Below are 18,411 nucleotides of genomic sequence, written 5' to 3' on the forward strand. Positions count from 1 at the left end.
GCCGCGCCGCGCGCCGCGGTGGCGCCGCCCGCGCAGACGATCCGCGTCGATCTCGACAAGCTCGACCGGCTGGTCAATCTCGTCGGCGAGCTGGTCATCACCCAGGCGATGCTGGCGCAGCGCCTGTCCGAACATGCGATGGCGGGGATTTCCGAACTCACCGACCTCGACCATCTGACGCGCGAATTACAGGAATCGACGATGGCGATCCGCGCGCAGCCAATGAAGACGGTGTTCAGCCGCGTGCCGCGCATCATCCGCGAGCTGGAGGTCGAGACCGGCAAGCGCGTCCGCCTCGATATCGTCGGCGAGATGACCGAGGTCGACAAGACCGTGGTCGAACGGATCGGCGAGCCGCTGACCCATCTCATCCGCAACGCGGTCGACCATGGCCTGGAAACGCCGGCCGAGCGGCTCGCCGCGGGCAAGCCGGAAGAAGGTGTGGTGACGCTGTCGGCGGCGCATCATTCCGGACGGATCGTCATCACCGTCGCCGACGACGGCCGCGGCATCGATCGCAAGCGCGTCCGCGCCAAGGCGGTCGAACGCGGCATCATCGCCGCCGATGCGCTGCTGAGCGACGAGGAGACCGACAATCTGATCTTCGCGGCGGGTTTCTCGACCGCGGCGACCGTCTCCAACATCTCGGGTCGCGGCGTCGGCATGGACGTGGTGCGCAAGAACGTCCAGGCGCTCGGCGGCCGGATCGGCATCACCTCGCATCTCGGCTCGGGCTCCAGCTTCGCGCTGTCGCTGCCGCTGACGCTGGCGGTGCTCGACGGCATGATCGTCACCGTCGGCGACCAGACCTTCGTCATCCCGCTCGGCCATATCGTCGAGAGCCTGCGTCCGGATCAGGATGGCGTGAAGGTGCTCGGGCCGAGCGCCTCGCTGCTCGACGTGCGCGGGTCCTACGTGCCGGTGCATCGCGTCGCCGAACAGCTCGGCATCGACGGCGCGCAGACCGATCCGTCGCAGGCGGTGCTGATCGTCGTCGAATCCGACGTCGGCCAGGCGATCCTGATGGTCGACACGATCCAGGACCAGCGGCAGGTCGTGGTGAAGAGCCTGGAGGCGAATTACACCGCGATCCCCGGTCTCGCCGGTGCGACCATCCTCGGCGACGGGCGCGTCGCGCTGATCCTCGACGTCGATGCGCTGATCTCGCGCTGGCGCCGCGACCGCGTCGCCGCCGCGCCGCTGGGCCTCGCCGCATGAGCGCGGTGATGCTGGCGGCGAACCGCCCGACCGAATTCCGCTTCGAGCCCGCCGATCATGCGGCGATCAGCGCCTTCGTCTACGACGCGGCCGGCATCCTGCTGCCGCCGGGCAAGATGCAATTGGTCTATGGCCGGCTCGCGCCGCGGGTGCGCGCCTGCGGCCTGACCCGCTTCGCCGATTACATCGAGCTGATCGATCAGGACGAGGTCGAACGCACCCGCGCACTCGACGCGCTGACCACCAACCACACCAGCTTCTTCCGTGAATCGCATCACTTCGATCATTTCATGGACCATGCCTGGCCCGCCCTCGACCAGCGGCTCGCGTCGCGTGGCAAGGTACGGATCTGGTCGGCGGCGTGTTCGAGCGGGGAGGAGCCCTATTCGCTTCTGATGGCGATGTTCGGCACCGAACGCGGCAACGGGCAGCGGCTGGCGCGGACCGACCTGCGCATCCTCGGCACCGATCTTTCGACCGAGATCCTCGAGGCGGCGCGCGCCGGCCGCTATTCGCTGGAGACGGCGGCGAGCATTCCGCAGCCGCTGCGCTCGGTCTGGGTGGCGCGCGACGGCGACCAGGCGGAGGTGCATCCGCTGATCCGCGAGCGGGTCGCGTTCCGCAAGCTTAACCTGCTCGAATCATGGCCGATGCGCGGCATGTTCGACGCGATCTTCTGCCGCAACGTGATGATCTATTTCGACGAGGCGACGAAGGAGCGGTTACAGTCGCGGCTCGCCGACCAGCTCGAACCGGGCGGCTTCCTCTACATCGGTCATTCGGAGCGGCTCGCCGCGTCGGTGGCGCCGCGGTTCACCTGCGTCGGGCGGACCACTTTCCAGAAGGTAGCGTCATGATCGCCTCGCATCCCAAGACCGCGCCGACCCGCGTCCTGATCGTCGACGATTCGCCGACGATGCGTGCGATGGTGTCGCACCGCCTGTCGCGGTACGACGATATCGAGGTGATCGGCACCGCCGACGGACCGCATAGCGCGCGCGAGATGATCAAGGCGCTCAACCCCGACGTCATCACGCTCGACATCGAGATGCCCGACATGAACGGCCTCGAATTCCTCGAGAAGATCATGCGGTTGCGGCCGATGCCGGTGGTCATGCTGTCGACGCTGACCGGGCGCGGGGCGGAGGCAACGATCCGCGCGCTCGAACTCGGCGCGTTCGACTGTTACGAAAAGCCCAAGACCGCGTTCGGCGAAGGGCTGGGCGACGATCTCGCCGAGCTGGTCCGCACCGCCGCCAAGAGCCGCCGGCGCCCGCGTTTCGTCACGCCCGCCGCCAAGCCCGCCGCCGATTACGAACCGCGCCCCGATGCGATGATCGCGATCGGATCGTCGACCGGCGGCGTCGAGACGCTGATCGAGCTGTTGTCGGGCTTCCCGGCCAATTGCCCGCCGACGGTGATCGTCCAGCACATGCCCGAAACCTACGTGCCGACCTTCGCCGCGCGGCTCGATCGATTGTCGGCGCCGCAGGTCAGCGTCGCGCGCTCGGGTGCGCCGCTGGAGCCGGGCAATGTCTATGTCGCGCCGGGCGGCTCGCACCATCTGGAGGTTACCGGCGGCACGTTGCGCCGCTGCCGCTTGGTCGCCGACGAGAAAATGAGCGGCCACCGCCCCTCGGTCGACCGCTTGTTCCTGTCGGTGGCGCGCTGGGCCGGCGCCTCGGCGGTCGGCGCGATCCTCACCGGCATGGGCGCCGACGGCGCCGAGGGCCTGAAGAAGATGAAGGATGCCGGCGCGATGACGATCGGCCAGGACCAGGACAGCTGCGTCGTCTACGGCATGCCCGCCGCCGCCAAGCAGATTGGCGCGGTGACGGTGCAATTGCCGCTGTCGCGGATCGCGGCGCGCCTGCTCACCGAGTGCCGCGCATGAAGAGCGCCGCGCGGACGGTCGATGGTCTCCGACGGATCACGATCATGCAGGGCGAGACCAAGGTGTCGGACGATCCCGAGGCGGTGCTGACCACCGTGCTGGGCAGCTGCATTTCCGCCTGCCTTTTCGATCCCGTCGTCAAGGTCGGCGGTCTCAACCATTTCCTGCTCGCCGAGCCGGGCACCAACGACACCGACGTCTCGTCGCTGCAGCGCTACGGCGTCTATGCGATGGAGGTGCTGATCAACGCGATGCTGGCGATGGGCGCGACGCGCACCAACCTGAAGGCGCGGATCTACGGCGGCGCCTCGCTGCGCGACGGCTTCCGCGACATCGGTGCGACCAACGCCTTGTTCGCGCGTCGCTTCCTGCGTGACGAGCGGATCGCCTTGGTCGGCGAGGACGTCGGCGGCTATGGCGCCCGCCGGGTCGAGTTCCGCCCGACGCTGGGCCTCGCGCGCTGCCGCGTCGCCAATGTCCGCCCGGTCGAGCAGCTGCGCGTCGCCCCTGTCCCCGTCCCGGTCGCAGCGGTTGGCGACGTCGAGTTTTTCTGATGCGATCCAATTATCCCAATGAAGGAAGTTCCGTGCCCAGCACCATCATGACCGTAGACGATTCGCCCAGCATGCGGATGCTGCTGAGAGCGGCACTCACCGATCTCGGCTATGAGGTGCTCGAGGCGGAAGACGGCGTGCAGGCGCTGGAACGGCTGGACGGCGTCGAGCCGGACCTGCTAATCACCGACATCAACATGCCGCGGCTCGACGGCTTCGGCCTGATCGAGAAGGTGCGCGAACAGGATCGTCATCGCAACCTGCCGATCCTGGTGCTGACCACCGAAAGCTCCGACGAGAAGAAGCAGCGCGCGCGGTCCGCCGGCGCGACCGGCTGGATCGTCAAGCCGTTCCATCCGGAAAAGCTCGCCGCGGCGATCCGCCGCGTGCTGCACTGATCGCCCTTTCAGGAGTCCGTTTCATGTCCCGCCAGCTCATCACCTTCCAGATCGGCGAGCAGATCCTCGGCGTCGATATCATGGCCATCCGCGAAATCCGCGCCTGGTCGCCCGCCACCCCATTGCCCAACGTACCGCCGCACGTCCGCGGCGTCGTCAACCTGCGCGGCATCGTGCTGCCGGTGCTCGATCTCAGCCACCGGCTCGGCTGGGGGATGACCGATCCGTCGGCGCGCCACGTCATCATCGTGGTGCGCATCGGCGAGCAATTGCAGGGCCTGATCGTCGATGCGGTCAACGACATCGTCACCGTGCCCGATGACGGCATGCAGCCGCTGCCCGACATCGGCGAGACGCCCGCGGCGCAGTTCCTCGAAGGGCTGGCGACGATCGACCAGCGTCTGATCCTGGTGCTGGCGCTCGAACGGCTGATCGACAGCACGATGGCGCTGCCCGACGCGGCATGACCCGACCGTCCGTCGCATTTCGATAAAGCTGGCCGGTCTGCGGACGTTCCTCCCTTTTTATCTCCATTTTCGTGCAAGGAAGCCTGACCATGGCCGCTGCGGTCAAAGTTCTCGTCGTCGATGATTCGCTTACCATGCGCGCCCTGCTGTCCGGTGCGCTGGAGCGGATCCCCGGCGTCGTCGTCGTCGGCTCCGCGGACGGTGCGGAGGAGGCGCGCGCGATGCGCCAGCAGTTCCACCCGGACGTGATGACGCTCGACGTCGAGATGCCGGGGATGAGCGGCATCGACTATCTCGCCGAACTGATGGTCGAGCGTCCGATGCCGGTCATCATGTTCTCCACCCGCACCGAGGCGGGGGCGGAAGCCTCGATCGAGGCGCTGCGGCTCGGCGCGATCGACTGTTTTCCCAAGCCGAAGGTCGCGGTGGCCGCCGAGTTCGACAAGATCCTCGCCAAGCTCGGCAAGCGGATCAAGGCCGCCAAGGGCGCGGTGGTGAAGAGCAGTGCGGCAAGCAAGTCGGTCGCGGCGCCGCCGATCGAGTGGAACGGTCGCCTGCTCGCGATCGGCGGCGAGGCGGCGGCGACGCAGGCGTTGTTCGACCTTTTCGGCAGCTTCTCAGCCAATTGCCCGCCGACGGTGGTCGTCCAGCATCTCGGCGCCGGGCTTGCCGGCACGCTGATCGACAAGATGGCCGCCGAGATCGCCCCGAAGATCGTGCTCGCCGAGGACGGCATGGCGATCGAACAGGGAACGATCTATCTCGCGCCCCCGGGCGATCATCACGTCGTCGTCGATGGGTGGCCGAATGGTCGGCTACGCATGCTGGCGCGCGATGCGGTTGCGGGCGAGCGGCCGTCGATTTCGATCCTTTTCGCCTCGGTCGCCAAGGCGGCGGGCGCGGAAGCGGTCGGGCTGCTGCTCGGCGCGGACGGCGAGGATGGCGAGGCCGGCGTCCGCGCGCTCCAGGCCGGCGGCGGTTATTGCATCGCGCCCGCCGAACAGCGCGCCGACGGCTTCGTCATGACCCGCCGGATGGCATCGCAACCCGTCCCGCCCGATCAATTGTCGCGCAGCGTCATCAGATTGTGCTCGAAATGACCGGTCTCATCCAGAACGCGCCATCGGCGATCGCAGGTGTCGAGCCGGCGCTGGCGCATGCGCTCGCCGACGAGATGGCCGGCCTGACCACCGTGCTCGCCGATCTCGCTTACGATCTCGCTGCCAATTCGGAGACGTTGCGCCAGCATATGCACAGTCTGCAGGCGATCGACCGGATCACCCAGGCGCAGCTCGCGATGGCCGACGTGCTGCGCTCCTCGGCATCGGCGGAGGAGCGGGTGGCGGCGGTGACGCTGGAGGAGCTGGGGGTGAGGCTGCTCGCCTCGCTGCGGCGCTACCGCGAGCGGGGCGTGCCGGGCGAATTCGACATCGCCTGACCGCATCCGCCGCGCCCGGCGGTGGATACGATCGGGATTGCGGGCGAGCGACCGTCCGGCCGCCCGCCCGTCGTCATCACGCCTTCTTGCGCGCGCGCTTCGGAGCGGCGGCGGCGGCGGTGTCTTCTTCCTCGTCGGGCTGGTCTTCACCCGCTTCGGTCAGCGCTTCGCCCAGCGCCTTCAGCTTGTCCTGCGACTTGTCCGCCTTGTCGGCGATCTTGGTCGTTGCCGCGCCGAGGCGATGGAGCAGCGCATGGACGCGATCGGCATCCGGCTGATCCTTTTCTAGCTGCTTGCGGAGCGACCCCAGGTCGCGCAGGATGCCCTTGGCGCCCGAAACCTCCAGGTCGGCCAGCGCGGCTTCCCAATCCTCGACCATGTCGGCGCCCTTGTTGGGCTTGGTCTCGTCGAGCCCGCGATTGATCGCGTTCATCGTTCCGGCAAACTTGATGGCCATGCGGCTTATCCTCTCGGCGGGGTAATCCCACGCCGCCAACGAGGCACCCCAGATATGTGTCCGACAGAAACGTTCTAGCCCAACAATTTACCAGTTGCGCAGCCGCAACGATCGCCGCTCTTACTCGGCCAGTGCGCGGTCGCTGACGAACATGTTGTTGGCGCGTTCGTGCGCGAAGGTGCTGGGATTGCCGTGGCCGGGGATGAAGGCGGTGTCGTCGCCCAGCGGCCACAATTTGGTGACGATCGTCTCGATCAACTGCTTGTGGTTGCCGCCCGGCATGTCGGACCGGCCGACCGAGCCCTGGAACAGCACGTCGCCGACCTGTGCGAACTTCGACGGCGCATGGTGGAAGATGACGTGACCGAGCGTATGGCCGGGCGTCTCGTAGACGTCGAGTTCCAGATTGCCGATCGTCACCGTATCGCCCTCGACCAGCCAGCGATCGGGTTCGAAGACGACGCCGGTCATGCCGTAATTGCGGCCGTCGTCGTCGAGCCGCGCCAGCCAGAAGCGGTCGGCCTCATGCGGCCCCTCGATCGGCACGCCGAGGTCGTCGGCGAGCGGCTTGGCCTCGCCGGCATGGTCGATATGGCCGTGGGTGAGCAGGATCTTCTCGACGGTGACGCCCGCCTGCGCGACCGCCGCCTTGATCCGCGGCAGGTCGCCGCCGGGATCGACGATCGCCGCCTTCATCGTCTCGGTGCACCAGATCAGGGTGCAATTCTGCTGGAACGGCGTCACCTGGACGATGACGGCTTTCAGGGGGGTGGCGCGAGCCGGCGTGCTGGTCATGGCGGGGAGATAAGCCCCTGATGCAGTGGCGGCAATCGCCGCTTGCGCGGAAGGCGTCACGCCGTGCATTTGTGACCGGATGCTGAACGCGCCCTTCGTGCTGCTCGACGATGCCCGTCAGGATGGCGCCGGCGCGCGGCTCTACACCGATCCGGTCGAGATCATCAGTGCCGCAACGCCGGATGACGTCGGGCCGGCGCTCGCGGCGTTGCGCGCGGCGGCGGCGCGGGGGCTGCATGCCGCGGGCTATCTGACCTATGAGGCGGGCGCGGCGCTGATGCCGCGCGCGGTCGCTACGCGTAACGGCGACGGGCCGCTGCTGTGGTTCGGGCTGTTCGCCGACTGCCACCGGCTCGACGCGGACGCGGTGGCGGCGCTGCTGCCCGATCCGGCGGGGGCATGGGCGGCGATGCCGCGGCCGCGTATCGGGCGCGCGACCTATGACGATGCGCTGGCCCGCGTGCTGGAGATGATCCGCGCGGGCGACATCTATCAGGCGAACCTGACGCTGCGCGCCGATGTCGCCGTCGCGGGCGATCCGCTGGCGCTCTACGCGCGGCTGCGACGCGGGGCGGCGGCGGGGCATGGCGCGCTCGTCGCGACCGGGGAGCGGCATCTGCTGTCGCTGTCGCCCGAGTTGTTCTTCGCACTGGACGGCGACCGGCTCACCTGCCGCCCGATGAAGGGGACGGCGATGCGCGGCGACACGGTCGCGGAGGATGCGGCGCGGATCGCGGGCCTGCGCGACGATGCCAAGCAGCGCGCCGAAAATCTGATGATCGTCGATCTGATGCGCAACGACATGGCGCGCGTTGCCGTGCCGGGCAGCGTCGCGGTGCCTGCGCTGTTCACGGTGGAAAGCTATCCGACCGTCCACCAGATGACCTCGACCGTCACCGCGCGGCTCGATGCCGAGCGCGACGCGGTGGACGTACTGGCGGCGCTGTTCCCCTGCGGCTCGATCACCGGCGCGCCCAAGCAACGCAGCATGGAGGTGATCGCCACGATTGAGGAGGCCCCGCGCGGCATCTATACGGGTGCGATCGGCCGGATCGACGCGGGCGGCGATGCGGCGTTCAACGTCGCGATCCGCACGCTGACGATCCCCGCCGGTGCGGACGTCGTGGAACTGGGGCTGGGATCGGGGATCGTCGCCGACAGCCGCGCCGACGACGAATGGGCGGAGGTGCAGGCCAAGGGCGCGTTCGTCACCGCCGGGCAGCGACCGCTCGACCTGATCGAAACGATGGCCTTCGATCCCGAGGAGGGCGTGGTGCTGCTCGAACGCCATCTACGGCGACTGACCGCGAGCGCGGCGGCGCTCGGCTTCCGCTTCGACCGGCACGGCGCGCGCAACGAATTGCAGGCGGCGACCTTCCGCCTGCGCGCGGCGGCGCGCATCCGGCTGCTGCTCGCGCAAAGCGGCGCGATCGCGATCGAGATCGCCCCGGCGCCACTGGCCTATGATCGGCCGCTGCATGTCTCGGTGGTGCCGCTGCCTGTCGCGGCGAGCGACTTCCGCCTGCGCCATAAGACCAGCGATCGCGACTTCTACGATGCGGCGCGGCAGGCGGCGGGGACCGACGAGGTCGTCTTCGTCCGGCCCGACGGGCTGCTGACCGAGGGCAGCTTCACCTCGCTGTTCGTGCCGGGCGTGGACGGGCGGCTGGTGACGCCGGCGTTGGCGCTGGGGCTGCTGCCCGGCGCGTTGCGCGCAGAAATGATCGAAACCGGCCGTGCAACAGAGGGTTATCTGTCGCCGGACGATCTCGCCGCGCCATTTTTTGTCGGAAATGCGTTGCGCGGCCTGATGCCGTCGGTTGTTGCGATTGCGAAAGAGCCGCTGCTGTCGCTATAGGCGCGGCGTCCTATCCGCCATCGAGGCCCGATTCATGAAGCCCTCCGCCGCCCTCGGCCGCATCAGCCCGTCCCCGACGCTCGCCATCACCAGCCGCGTGCTCGAGCTGAAGCGCGGGGGCGTCGACGTGATCGGCCTCGGCGCAGGCGAGCCCGACTTCGATACGCCCGACTTCGTCAAGGAAGCGGCGATCCAGGCGATCCGCGACGGCAAGACCAAATATACCAACGTCGACGGCACGATCGAGCTGAAGCAGGCGATCGTCGCCAAGTTCGCGCGCGACAACAATCTGACCTACACCTCCGACCAAGTGACGGTGAACGTCGGCGGCAAGCATACTTTGTTCAACGCGATCGTCGCGACGGTGGATGCCGGCGACGAGGTGGTGATCCCGGCGCCCTATTGGGTGAGCTATCCCGACGTCGTCCAGTTCGCTGGCGGCACGCCGGTGTTCGCGGTCGCCGGACCGGAGCAGGATTACAAGCTGTCGCCCGAGGCGCTCGAAGCGGCGATCACCGACCGGACCAAATGGGTGATCCTCAACTCGCCGTCCAACCCGACGGGCGCGGCCTATTCGGTCGACGAGCTGAAGGCGCTGGGCGCGGTGCTGGCGCGGCATCCGCACGTCTGGATCTTCGCCGACGATATGTACGAGCATATCGTCTATGACGATTTCCGCTTCGCGACGATCGCCGAGGTCTGCCCGGAGCTGTACGAGCGTACGCTGACGGTCAACGGCTGTTCCAAGGCCTATGCAATGACCGGCTGGCGGATCGGCTTCGCCGCCGGCGCACCGTGGCTCATCAAGGCGATCGCCAAGCTCCAGTCGCAATCGACCAGCAACCCCTGCTCGATCGCGCAGGCGGCGGCGGTGGCGGCGCTGTCCGGCCCGCAGGACTTCCTCAAGGAGCGCAGCCGCGCCTTCCAGACGCGGCGCGATCTGGTGGTCGGGATGCTCAATGCGATCCCGGGCATGACCTGCCCGACGCCGGAGGGGGCCTTCTACGTCTATCCGTCCTTCGCCGAGCTGATCGGCAAGACCACGCCGAACGGCCGCAAGATCGAGAGCGACGAGGATTTCGTCGGCTATCTGCTCGACGATGCCAAGGTCGCGGCGGTGCAGGGCGCGGCGTTCGGCCTCTCGCCGGCGATGCGGATCAGCTATGCGACCTCGGACGCGTTGCTGCGCAAGGCGTGCGAGCGCATCCAGCAGGCGTGCGCCGACCTGCGCTGAGCCGGCGGCGGCTACCCTGCTGATCGATGAACGCTGCGGCCACGCGGCGTTAATGCAGCGTTTCTATAAATGATATTGCGAACCGGGCGCAGAGAGACGATCTCGGCGTCTGCAATAGGGCAGGGTGAATGACCTGCTCGCCCGACAACAAAGGCATGCGTCATGCGCAAGGTGATCAAGAGCGGCTTCTTCTGGCAATTCGTCGGCGGCTTCGCCATCGGCGCAGTCGGCGTCGTCACCTTGCATCCGGCGAGCGCGCAGTCGGTCCAGCCCATCCCCGCCGCCTCGCCGATCGTCCAGGCGCAGTGATCCTGCCGCCCCGCGGCTCTTGGCGAGCGGTGCGGGGCTTCCCATCTGTGTAACATGCTGAAAATCCTGTTGCCGATCGCCGGCGCTGCCGCCGCCGTGCTTGCCTCCACCGGCTTCGCCGAAGCCGAACGTGCGGTGCCGATCCCCGCGGCCAAGGCCGATGTGCCGGCTGGTGCCGGCATGCAGACCGCGGTGTTCGCGGGCGGCTGCTTCTGGGGCATGGAGGCGGTGTTCGAGCATGTGAAGGGCGTCCGTTCGGTCACCGCGGGCTATGCCGGCGGCGCCGCGGGTACCGCGACCTACGATCAGGTCTCGACCGAGCGTACCGGCCATGCCGAGGCGGTGAAACTGGTCTACGACCCGCGCGTGGTCAGCTATGCGACGCTGCTGCGCGTCTATTTCTCGATCGCGCACGATCCGACGCAGCGCGACCGGCAGGGGCCGGACAGCGGACCGAGCTATCGCTCGGCGGTCTTCCCGCAGGATGCGCGGCAGGCGGCGGTGGCGCGGGCCTATATCGCGCAGCTCGGGGCGGCGAAGAGCTTCCCCGCGCCGATCGTGACGAAGCTGGAGCAGGGCGGCTTCTACCCCGCCGAGGCGTATCACCAGAATTTCTACGACCGTAACCCGACGCATCCGTACATCGTCCATTGGGACAAGCCCAAGGTTGCGGCATTCAAGGCCGGCTTCCCGACGCTGTATCGGTGACCCCAAGTCCTCCCCCGCAAGGGGGAGGTGGCGCCGCGAAGCGGTGACGGACGGGGAGGAAAGGGCGGGAGCCTCGTTGCAACACTCCCGCCCTTTCCTCCCCCTCCACCATTCGGCTGACGCCGAACGGTCCCCCTCCCCCTGGCGGGGGAGGAATTAGTCAGGCGGCGATCGGGAAGCGCAGCAGCCTTTGCTCCACCGGCACCAGCGCTTCCGCGCCGCGGCCCACCGCCTTGGTGAGCGCGGGGTGGTCGACGTCGAGCCCACCGGTCAGTGCGCCGAAGGCGGGCAGCACGATCTTGCGCGCGGTCGCGACGAAGCAGCGCCGTGCCACCTTCTTGCCCCGCACATGGATGCGCAGCTTGGGGTGGAAATGGCCCGACAGCTCGGGCCGCGTCTCGTCGGGATCGGCCTCGTGGCGCAGGATCAGGCCGTCGACTTCCGCCTCGTCCGCGGTTTCGCCGCCGCAGCGGTCCTTGATGTCGGGATCGTGGTTGCCGGTGATCCACGTCCAGCGCAGCCCCTCGGTCAGTGCGCGCAGCCGGATCTGCGCCTCCTGCGGCAGCCGCTCGCAGCCGTCGCTGTCGTGGAAGCTGTCGCCGAGGCACCATAATTCCTCCGCGCCGGTCGCCTGCACCAGCCTCGCGAGGTCGGCGAGCGTCGCCAGCGAGTCATAGGGCGGCAGCATCTGGCCGCGCGCGGCATACCAGCTCGCCTTCTCGAAATGCAGGTCGGCGACGAGCAGCGCGCGCCGCGCCGGCCACAGCAATGCCCCCTCGGGCAGGGCATAGAGCGCGTGACCACCGAACGAAAAGGGAACCATGGCCCCGCCTTGCCCGCAAAGGGACGGGCGATCAAGCGCTTGTGCCGCGACGCGCAAATCCGCTTGCGCGGCCGGCCAATCGGCGTAAAGCGCGCCGTCCTTCCGCCGGAAGGCTTTTGTCAGGGGTAGTCGCGCGCATGTCGCTCGCCGTCGAAGCACCCGCTTCCCATCAATCGTCCCACCCCGCATTGATCGGCCTGACCATCGGCGCGATCGGCGTGGTGTTCGGCGATATCGGCACCAGCCCGCTCTACGCATTCCGCGAGGCGTTGCAGCAGTCCGCCGCCGACGGGATCGACCCCAGCGAGATCCTCGGCGTGCTCAGCCTCGCATTATGGACGCTGACGCTGATCGTCACGGTCAAATACGTGCTGTTCCTGATGCGCGCCGACAATCACGGCGAGGGCGGTGTGCTCGCGCTGGCGGCGCTGGCGCGGCGCTCGCTCGGGATGCGCAGCCGCGTCGCCCTGGTGCTCGGCGCGGCGGGGGCGGCGCTATTCTATGGCGATGCGATCATCACGCCGTCGCTGTCGGTGCTGTCGGCGATGGAGGGGCTGCGGACGATCCCCAGCGCCGCCAAATTCTTCGACGAAGGCACGATCCGCGCGCTGACGATCGCGATCCTCGTCGCGCTGTTCTTCATCCAGCGGCGCGGCACGGCGATCGTCGCCAAGCTCTTCGGCCCGGTCTGCATCCTCTGGTTCCTGACGATCGGCGGCCTCGGCATCTGGCATATCGCCGACGAGCCCTCGATCTTCCGCGTGCTGCTGCCGCATTACGGCATCCGCTTCCTCGCGACGCACGGCACGGTCGGGCTGTTCGTGCTCGGCGCGGTGTTCCTCACCGTCACCGGTGCCGAGGCGCTGACCGCCGATATGGGCCATTTCGGCAAGAAGCCGATCCGCATCGCTTGGCTGATCCTCGTCTTCCCCGCGCTGATGCTCAACTATCTGGGGCAGGGGGCGTTCGCGCTGTCGCATCTCGAGGCGGCGCAGGCGGCGGGAACCGCGTTCAAGAACCAGGACTGGTTCTTCCTGATGGCGCCCGAATCGGTGCGCGGGCCGCTGATCGTGCTCGCCGGCTTCGCCACCGTCATCGCCAGCCAGGCGGTGATCACCGGCGCCTTCTCGCTGACCCAGCAGGCGGTGCAGCTCGGGCTGCTGCCGCGGATGAAGCTGCGCCAGACCTCGGCCGATTTCGCCGGGCAGATCTATCTGCCGGCGATCAACTGGCTGCTGCTGGTCGGCGTGCTGATCCTCATCATCCAGTTCAAGACCTCGTCGGCGATGGCCGCCGCTTATGGCATCGCGGTGACCGGGACGATGGTGGTGACGACCTTGCTCGGCTATCTCGTCGCGCGGCACGTCTGGCACTGGAAGCGGGCGTGGGCGCTGGCGGCGATCCTGCCGTTCCTGTGCCTCGACCTCGTCTTCTTCGGCGCCAACATCCTGCGCGTCGTCGAGGGCGGCTGGGTGCCGCTGGTGATCGCCGCGAGCATCGGCCTGCTGATCTACACTTGGGTGCGCGGCAAGGGCATCGTCCGCGCGTTCGAGGCGCGGCAGAGCATCCCGCTTGCCGACCTCGCCGCCGCGCTCGCCAAGCGGCCGCCCGAGCGCGTGCCGGGGACCGCAGTGTTCCTCACCGCCAACCCGCGCTCGGCGCCGGGCGCGCTGCTGCACAATCTCAAGCACAACAAGGTGCTGCACGAGCGCAATCTGGTGGTCAGCATCCGCACCACCGACCGGCCGGTGGTCGACGCCGAGCATCGCCGCACCAGCGAGCGGCTCGACGACAATTTCGAGATCGTCGTGCTCAATTACGGCTTCATGGAATCGCCCGACGTGCCCGCCGATCTCGGGGTGGGCGGCAAGACCGAGATGCGCAGCCTCGACGCGATGAAGACCAGCTTCTTCATCGGCCGCAACACGCTCAAGCCCGAGGCGGATGTCGGCATGCCCTTGTGGCAGGACCGCATCTTCATGTTCATGCAGCGCAATGCCGCCGACCCGACGGAATTCTTGAAGATCCCGCCGGGCAAGGTGCTGGAGCTGGGTGAGCAGGTGACGGTGTAGGGAAGCTGCCTGCCCCCTGTCTCCCGTTCGCCCTGAGCCTGTCGAAGGGCAGTGGGTCTCAGGCCCTTCGACAGGCTCAGGGCGAGCGGGACCGTCAATCGATCCGCATCGCCTCCGCCGCCAGCGCCTCCGCCTCGATCAGCAGATGGTCGTCGGCCGAGCCGGTCGACACCTTCTCTCGGCCGATCAGCGTCAATACCGGCACCGCCAGCGGCGTGACGCGATCGAGATCGACGTGGAGCATCGTCTTCGCCGCCCGATCGAGCAGGCCGGCGAGACGCCCGACGTCGGTCATGCGGGCGCGGGCATCGTCCCACGCCGCCTGGAGCAGCAGATGCGTCGGCTCGTATTTGCGCAGCACGTCGTAGATCAGGTCGGTCGAAAAGGTCACCTGCCGCCCGGTCTTGCGCTTGCCGGGATGCTGCCGCTCGACGAGCCCGCCGATCACCGCGACCTCGCGGAACGCGCGCTTGAGCAGATGCGATTGCTGCACCCAGTCGACGAATTCGTGTTCGAGGATGTCGGGACTGAACAAGGCGGCGGGGTCGGTGATCTTCTCGATACCATAGACCGCAAGGGCATAATCGTTGGCGACGAAACCCAAAGGCTTCAGCCCCTCCGCCTCCATGCGTCGGGTGATCAGCATGCCGAGCGACTGATGCGCGTTCCAGCCCTCGAAACTGTAGGCGACCATATAGTTGCGCCCCTCGCGGGGGAATGTTTCGACGAGGAGCTGGCCGGGGCGGGGCAAAGCGGAGCGTTTCGCCTGAAATTCCAGCCATTCGCGCACGTCGTCGGGGAAGCGCGCCCATTGCGTCGGATCGGCGAGGAAGCCGCGGACGCGATCGGCGAGGTTGGTCGACAATGGCATGCGGCTGCCGCCATAGGTCGGGATGCGCGCCGGCTTGGACGAGGCGCGGACGATCAGATCCTCTGTGTCGATCTTCTGCACCTCGCAACTGAGGCCGGCGAAGAAGAAGGTGTCGCCGGGGCTGAGCTGCGCGGCGAAGCCCTCCTCGACCTTGCCGAGATTGCGGCCGTTCTTGAAGCGGACGTTGAGCATCGTCGCCTCGACGATGATGCCGGCGTTGAGCCGGTGCTGCGTCACGAACTTCGGATGGCTGACACGCCACAGGCCGTCCGCCTCCTGCGTCAGCCGCTTGAAGCGGTCATAGGCCTTGAGGCTGTAGCCGCCGTCGCGGATGAAGCCGAGAACGCGATCGAACGTCTCGTCGGTCAGCGCCGAATAAGGCAAAGCGGAGCGCACCTCGTCGAGCAGCGCCGCCTGATCGAACGGCGCCGCGCACGCCATCGCCATGACGTGCTGCGCGAGCACGTCGAGCGCGCCGGGGCGGAACAGGTCGGGGTCGAGCTCGCCCGCCTCGACCGCGTCGAGCGCGGCGCGCGCCTCGAGATATTCGAAGCGGTTACCGGGGACGAGGATCGCCTCCGACGCCTCGTCCAGCCGGTGGTTGGCGCGGCCGATGCGCTGGAGCAGCCGCGACGAGCCCTTGGGCGCGCCCATCTGGATGACGCAGTCGACGTCGCCCCAGTCGACGCCGAGGTCGAGGCTGGCGGTGGCGACCAGCGCGCGCAACCGGCCCGACGCCATCGCGCCCTCCACCTTGCGTCGCGCCTCCAGCGCGAGGCTGCCGTGGTGGACGCCGATCGGCAGGCTCAGCGTGTTGACCTTCCACAGATCCTGAAAGATCAGCTCGGCGAGGCTGCGCGTGTTGCAGAAGATAATCGAGGTCTTGTGCAGCTCGATCTCGGCCATGACCTGTTCGGCGGCATAGCGGCCCGAATGGCCCGACCACGGCACCCGGTCCTCGGGCAGCAGGATGGCGATATTGGGATCGGCGCCCGCCTCGCCCTGCACCATCGCGACCTGATCGATATCGCCGTCGGGCGCGAGCCAGGCGCGATAGCCGTCGCCGTCCGCCACCGTCGCCGACAGCGCGACGCGGCGCAGACCGGGGCTGATCCGCTGCAGCCGTGCCATGCACAGCGACAGAAGATCGCCGCGCTTGCCGGTGGCGAAGGCGTGGACCTCGTCGATGACGATCGTCCGCAGCCCTTCGAACATCGTGAAGCTGTCGGGGTAACTGAGCAGCAGCGACAGCGATTCGGGGGTGGTGAGCAGGATCTGCGGCGGGCGGATACGCTGGCGTGCCTTGCGGTCGCTCGGCGTGTCGCCGGTGCGCGTCTCGACGCGCAGCGACAGGCCCATCTCGTCGATCGGCGTGACGAGATTGCGCTGGATGTCGACCGCCAGCGCCTTGAGCGGCGAGACGTAGAGCGTGTGGAGCCCCTCGGTCGGCGCTTCGATCAGCTCGGCCAGCGTCGGCAGAAAGCCGGCGAGCGTCTTGCCCGCGCCGGTGGTGGCGACGAGCAGCGCGTGGCGGCCGGCACGGCCTTCGCGCAGCATGTCGAGCTGGTGGCGGCGCGGCCGCCAGCCGCGGGTGGCGAACCATCGGGCGAGCGGCTCGGGAAGGTCGCTCAAGACAATTCACCCACACCCTTTTGGCACCGGGCGCTTCCCGCCCTTTCCCGACGGGAGAGGGAAGGGCCGGTGGCGCCGGCGAAGGGTGAGGGGGAACCGGATGTCATCCCAACCATATAGGTAGCATGGCACGATTGGGCGACTGGCTGGAACCGCATCCGCATGGCATCTACGTCAAGCCCGCGGACGCGTGGATCGACCCCTCCGAGCCCGAGGCGCGGGCGCTGGTGACGCACGGCCATGCCGATCACGCGCGCGGCGGTCACGGCGCGGTCTGGGCGACGCCCGAGACGCTGGCGATCATGGACGCACGCTATGGCGAACAGGCGGGCCATCCCGTCGCTTACGGCGAGAGCATCCGCATGGGCGAGGTGGACGTCGGTTTCGTCCCCGCCGGACACGTGCTCGGCTCGGCACAGATCGTGCTCGACTATCGCGGCGAGCGCGTCGTCGTATCCGGCGACTACAAGCGCCGCGCCGACCCGACCTGTACGCCGTTCGAGCCGGTCAAATGCGACGTCTTCGTCACCGAGGCGACCTTCGCGCTACCGGTGTTCCGCCATCCCGACACCGGCGACGAGATCGACAAATTGATCGCGCGGCTGCACGCCAATCCCGATCGCTGCGTGCTGGTCGGCGCCTATGCGCTCGGCAAGGCGCAGCGGGTGATCGCCGAGCTGCGCGCGCGGGGTCACGACGCACCGATCTACATCCATGGCGCGCTCCAGCGGCTGTGCGACCTGTATCAGGAGCATGGCGTGCGCCTCGGCGAGCTGCTGCCGGTCGCCGACGCGAAGAAGGCCGATATGGCGGGGCATGTCGTGATGTGTCCGCCGGGGGCGCTCAACGACCGCTGGTCGCGGCGGCTGCCCGATCCGATCACCGCGATGGCGAGCGGCTGGATGCGCGTGCGTCAGCGCGCGGTGCAGAAGAACATCGAGCTGCCGCTGATCCTGTCCGATCATGCCGATTGGGACGAACTCACCGACACCTTGTCGGAGATCGCGCCGAAGGAGGTGTGGGTGACGCACGGTCGCGAGGAGGCGCTGGTCCATTGGTGCATGACCCGCCAGATCAAGGCGCGCGCGCTGGCGTTGGTGGGGTTCGAGGACGAGGACGATTGAGCCCCGCGCCCGTCATGCCGGGCTTGATCCGGCATCCCGCTTTTGCGTGTTGTCGGGCGCGATCAGAAGCGGGACCCCGGCTCGAGGCCGGGGTGACGGGGATTTGTAATAGCCGGCGAGAGTTTTAGCGATCGCGGATTGACCGTGAAGCTTGCCGTTTTCACGTTGGGCCATGGCTTATGGTCGTGGCGGCTGGGTCTATATCATGAGAGATCGCTATCGCGGCGCCATATACGTCGGCGTTACTGCGCATCTGGCAGCACGTATTCACCAGCATCGAACCGGGGACGGATCCGACCTTTGCCGGCGTTATGGCCTGCACCGGCTCGTCTGGGCGGAACACGGCGACACCATCGAAGCATGTATCGCCCATGAGAAGCGGCTGAAGCGCTGGCGCCGGGAGTGGAAGTTCGCGCTGATCGAACGCGGCAACCCCGACTGGCGTGACCTGTTTGATCCGATGGCATAGCGCCGCAACGACCTTTCTATCGTCACCCCGGCCCTGAGCCGGGGTCCCGCTACTTCCGGACGACAAGCAGAAGCGGGACCCCGGGTCTAG

At 68.0% G+C, this 18,411-nt stretch carries 19 protein-coding genes; 15 read left to right on the forward strand and 4 right to left on the reverse strand.

From position 1 onward, the window contains the following. From AC07UH_RS10995 to AC07UH_RS11030, 8 genes are all read left to right on the forward strand, one after another. Nucleotides 1–1,218: chemotaxis protein CheA (locus tag AC07UH_RS10995; RefSeq protein WP_495180496.1), on the forward strand; the 1,218-nt coding region annotated here is incomplete at its 5' end. Next, nucleotides 1,215–2,075 (forward strand): CheR family methyltransferase, encoded by an 861-nt coding sequence (locus AC07UH_RS11000; protein WP_137899837.1) that lies wholly within the window; start codon nt 1,215–1,217, stop codon nt 2,073–2,075. The genes AC07UH_RS10995 and AC07UH_RS11000, both read left to right, overlap by 4 nt. Beyond that, nucleotides 2,072–3,112, forward strand: a complete 1,041-nt coding sequence (locus tag AC07UH_RS11005) for a protein-glutamate methylesterase/protein-glutamine glutaminase (RefSeq protein WP_052075574.1) — start codon at nt 2,072–2,074, stop codon at nt 3,110–3,112. Before AC07UH_RS11000 ends, AC07UH_RS11005 begins: the two co-directional genes overlap by 4 nt. Then, entirely contained in the window at nt 3,109–3,666 is a 558-nt protein-coding gene (locus AC07UH_RS11010; RefSeq protein WP_038661678.1) for a chemotaxis protein CheD, read from the forward strand. Before AC07UH_RS11005 ends, AC07UH_RS11010 begins: the two co-directional genes overlap by 4 nt. 32 nt (nt 3,667–3,698) lie before the next feature. Beyond that, on the forward strand, nt 3,699–4,064 hold the full coding sequence (locus tag AC07UH_RS11015; RefSeq protein ID WP_137899838.1) for a response regulator: 366 nt from the start codon (nt 3,699–3,701) through the stop codon (nt 4,062–4,064). Nucleotides 4,065–4,087: 23 nt separating this feature from the next. Beyond that, entirely contained in the window at nt 4,088–4,531 is a 444-nt protein-coding gene (locus AC07UH_RS11020; protein ID WP_038661673.1) for a chemotaxis protein CheW, read from the forward strand. 89 nt (nt 4,532–4,620) lie between these two features. After that, nucleotides 4,621–5,631, forward strand: coding sequence for a chemotaxis protein CheB (locus AC07UH_RS11025; RefSeq protein ID WP_495180497.1), 1,011 nt, complete (start codon nt 4,621–4,623; stop codon nt 5,629–5,631). Next, nucleotides 5,628–5,969 carry a hypothetical protein gene (locus AC07UH_RS11030; RefSeq protein WP_038661666.1) on the forward strand — a complete coding sequence of 114 codons (342 nt, stop codon included), beginning with the start codon at nt 5,628–5,630 and terminating at the stop codon, nt 5,967–5,969. The genes AC07UH_RS11025 and AC07UH_RS11030 overlap by 4 nt, the downstream gene beginning before the upstream one ends. A 76-nt stretch (nt 5,970–6,045) precedes the next feature. Here the strand turns inward: AC07UH_RS11030 and AC07UH_RS11035 are convergent, their stop codons facing one another. Both AC07UH_RS11035 and AC07UH_RS11040 read right to left on the reverse strand, forming a co-directional pair. Then, on the reverse strand, nt 6,046–6,426 hold the full coding sequence (locus tag AC07UH_RS11035; RefSeq protein WP_245640884.1) for a hypothetical protein: 381 nt from the start codon (nt 6,424–6,426) through the stop codon (nt 6,046–6,048). A 120-nt stretch (nt 6,427–6,546) separates the two neighbouring features. Next, a complete protein-coding gene (locus tag AC07UH_RS11040; protein WP_038661663.1) occupies nt 6,547–7,221 on the reverse strand; it encodes an MBL fold metallo-hydrolase in 675 nt (224 codons plus the stop codon). Between the two features lie 79 nt (nt 7,222–7,300). Between AC07UH_RS11040 and pabB the strand changes: the two genes are divergently transcribed. From pabB to msrA, 4 genes are all read left to right on the forward strand, one after another. Then, on the forward strand, nt 7,301–9,079 hold the full coding sequence (gene pabB / locus AC07UH_RS11045; protein WP_495180498.1) for an aminodeoxychorismate synthase component I: 1,779 nt from the start codon (nt 7,301–7,303) through the stop codon (nt 9,077–9,079). 34 nt (nt 9,080–9,113) lie between these two features. Continuing rightward, nucleotides 9,114–10,313 (forward strand): pyridoxal phosphate-dependent aminotransferase, encoded by a 1,200-nt coding sequence (locus AC07UH_RS11050; protein WP_495180499.1) that lies wholly within the window; start codon nt 9,114–9,116, stop codon nt 10,311–10,313. Between the two features lie 162 nt (nt 10,314–10,475). After that, nucleotides 10,476–10,622, forward strand: a complete 147-nt coding sequence (locus AC07UH_RS11055; protein WP_169742535.1) for a hypothetical protein — start codon at nt 10,476–10,478, stop codon at nt 10,620–10,622. 54 nt (nt 10,623–10,676) lie between these two features. Further along, nucleotides 10,677–11,330 (forward strand): peptide-methionine (S)-S-oxide reductase MsrA, encoded by a 654-nt coding sequence (gene msrA / locus AC07UH_RS11060; protein WP_495180500.1) that lies wholly within the window; start codon nt 10,677–10,679, stop codon nt 11,328–11,330. A 160-nt stretch (nt 11,331–11,490) separates the two neighbouring features. On the opposite strand, the gene pdeM is transcribed toward msrA, so the two are convergent. Next, complete coding sequence (pdeM, locus tag AC07UH_RS11065) at nt 11,491–12,153, reverse strand: ligase-associated DNA damage response endonuclease PdeM (RefSeq protein ID WP_038661653.1); 663 nt, start codon at nt 12,151–12,153, stop codon at nt 11,491–11,493. 137 nt (nt 12,154–12,290) lie between these two features. On the opposite strand from pdeM, the gene AC07UH_RS11070 reads away from it, so the two are divergent. After that, nucleotides 12,291–14,225 carry a potassium transporter Kup gene (locus AC07UH_RS11070; protein ID WP_038661650.1) on the forward strand — a complete coding sequence of 645 codons (1,935 nt, stop codon included), beginning with the start codon at nt 12,291–12,293 and terminating at the stop codon, nt 14,223–14,225. Nucleotides 14,226–14,319: 94 nt separating this feature from the next. Here the strand turns inward: AC07UH_RS11070 and AC07UH_RS11075 are convergent, their stop codons facing one another. Next, nucleotides 14,320–16,728, reverse strand: coding sequence for a ligase-associated DNA damage response DEXH box helicase (locus AC07UH_RS11075; RefSeq protein WP_495180501.1), 2,409 nt, complete (start codon nt 16,726–16,728; stop codon nt 14,320–14,322). Nucleotides 16,729–16,853: 125 nt separating this feature from the next. Between AC07UH_RS11075 and AC07UH_RS11080 the strand changes: the two genes are divergently transcribed. Both AC07UH_RS11080 and AC07UH_RS11085 read left to right on the forward strand, forming a co-directional pair. After that, on the forward strand, nt 16,854–17,852 hold the full coding sequence (locus tag AC07UH_RS11080) for a ligase-associated DNA damage response exonuclease (protein WP_495180502.1): 999 nt from the start codon (nt 16,854–16,856) through the stop codon (nt 17,850–17,852). A gap of 172 nt (nt 17,853–18,024) precedes the next feature. Next, nucleotides 18,025–18,321: a GIY-YIG nuclease family protein gene (locus AC07UH_RS11085; protein WP_495180503.1), complete on the forward strand. Its 297-nt coding sequence runs from the start codon at nt 18,025–18,027 to the stop codon at nt 18,319–18,321. Nucleotides 18,322–18,411: the final 90 nt, after the last annotated feature.

This window comes from Sphingomonas sp. GW821-FHT04B01, from assembly GCF_059420425.1.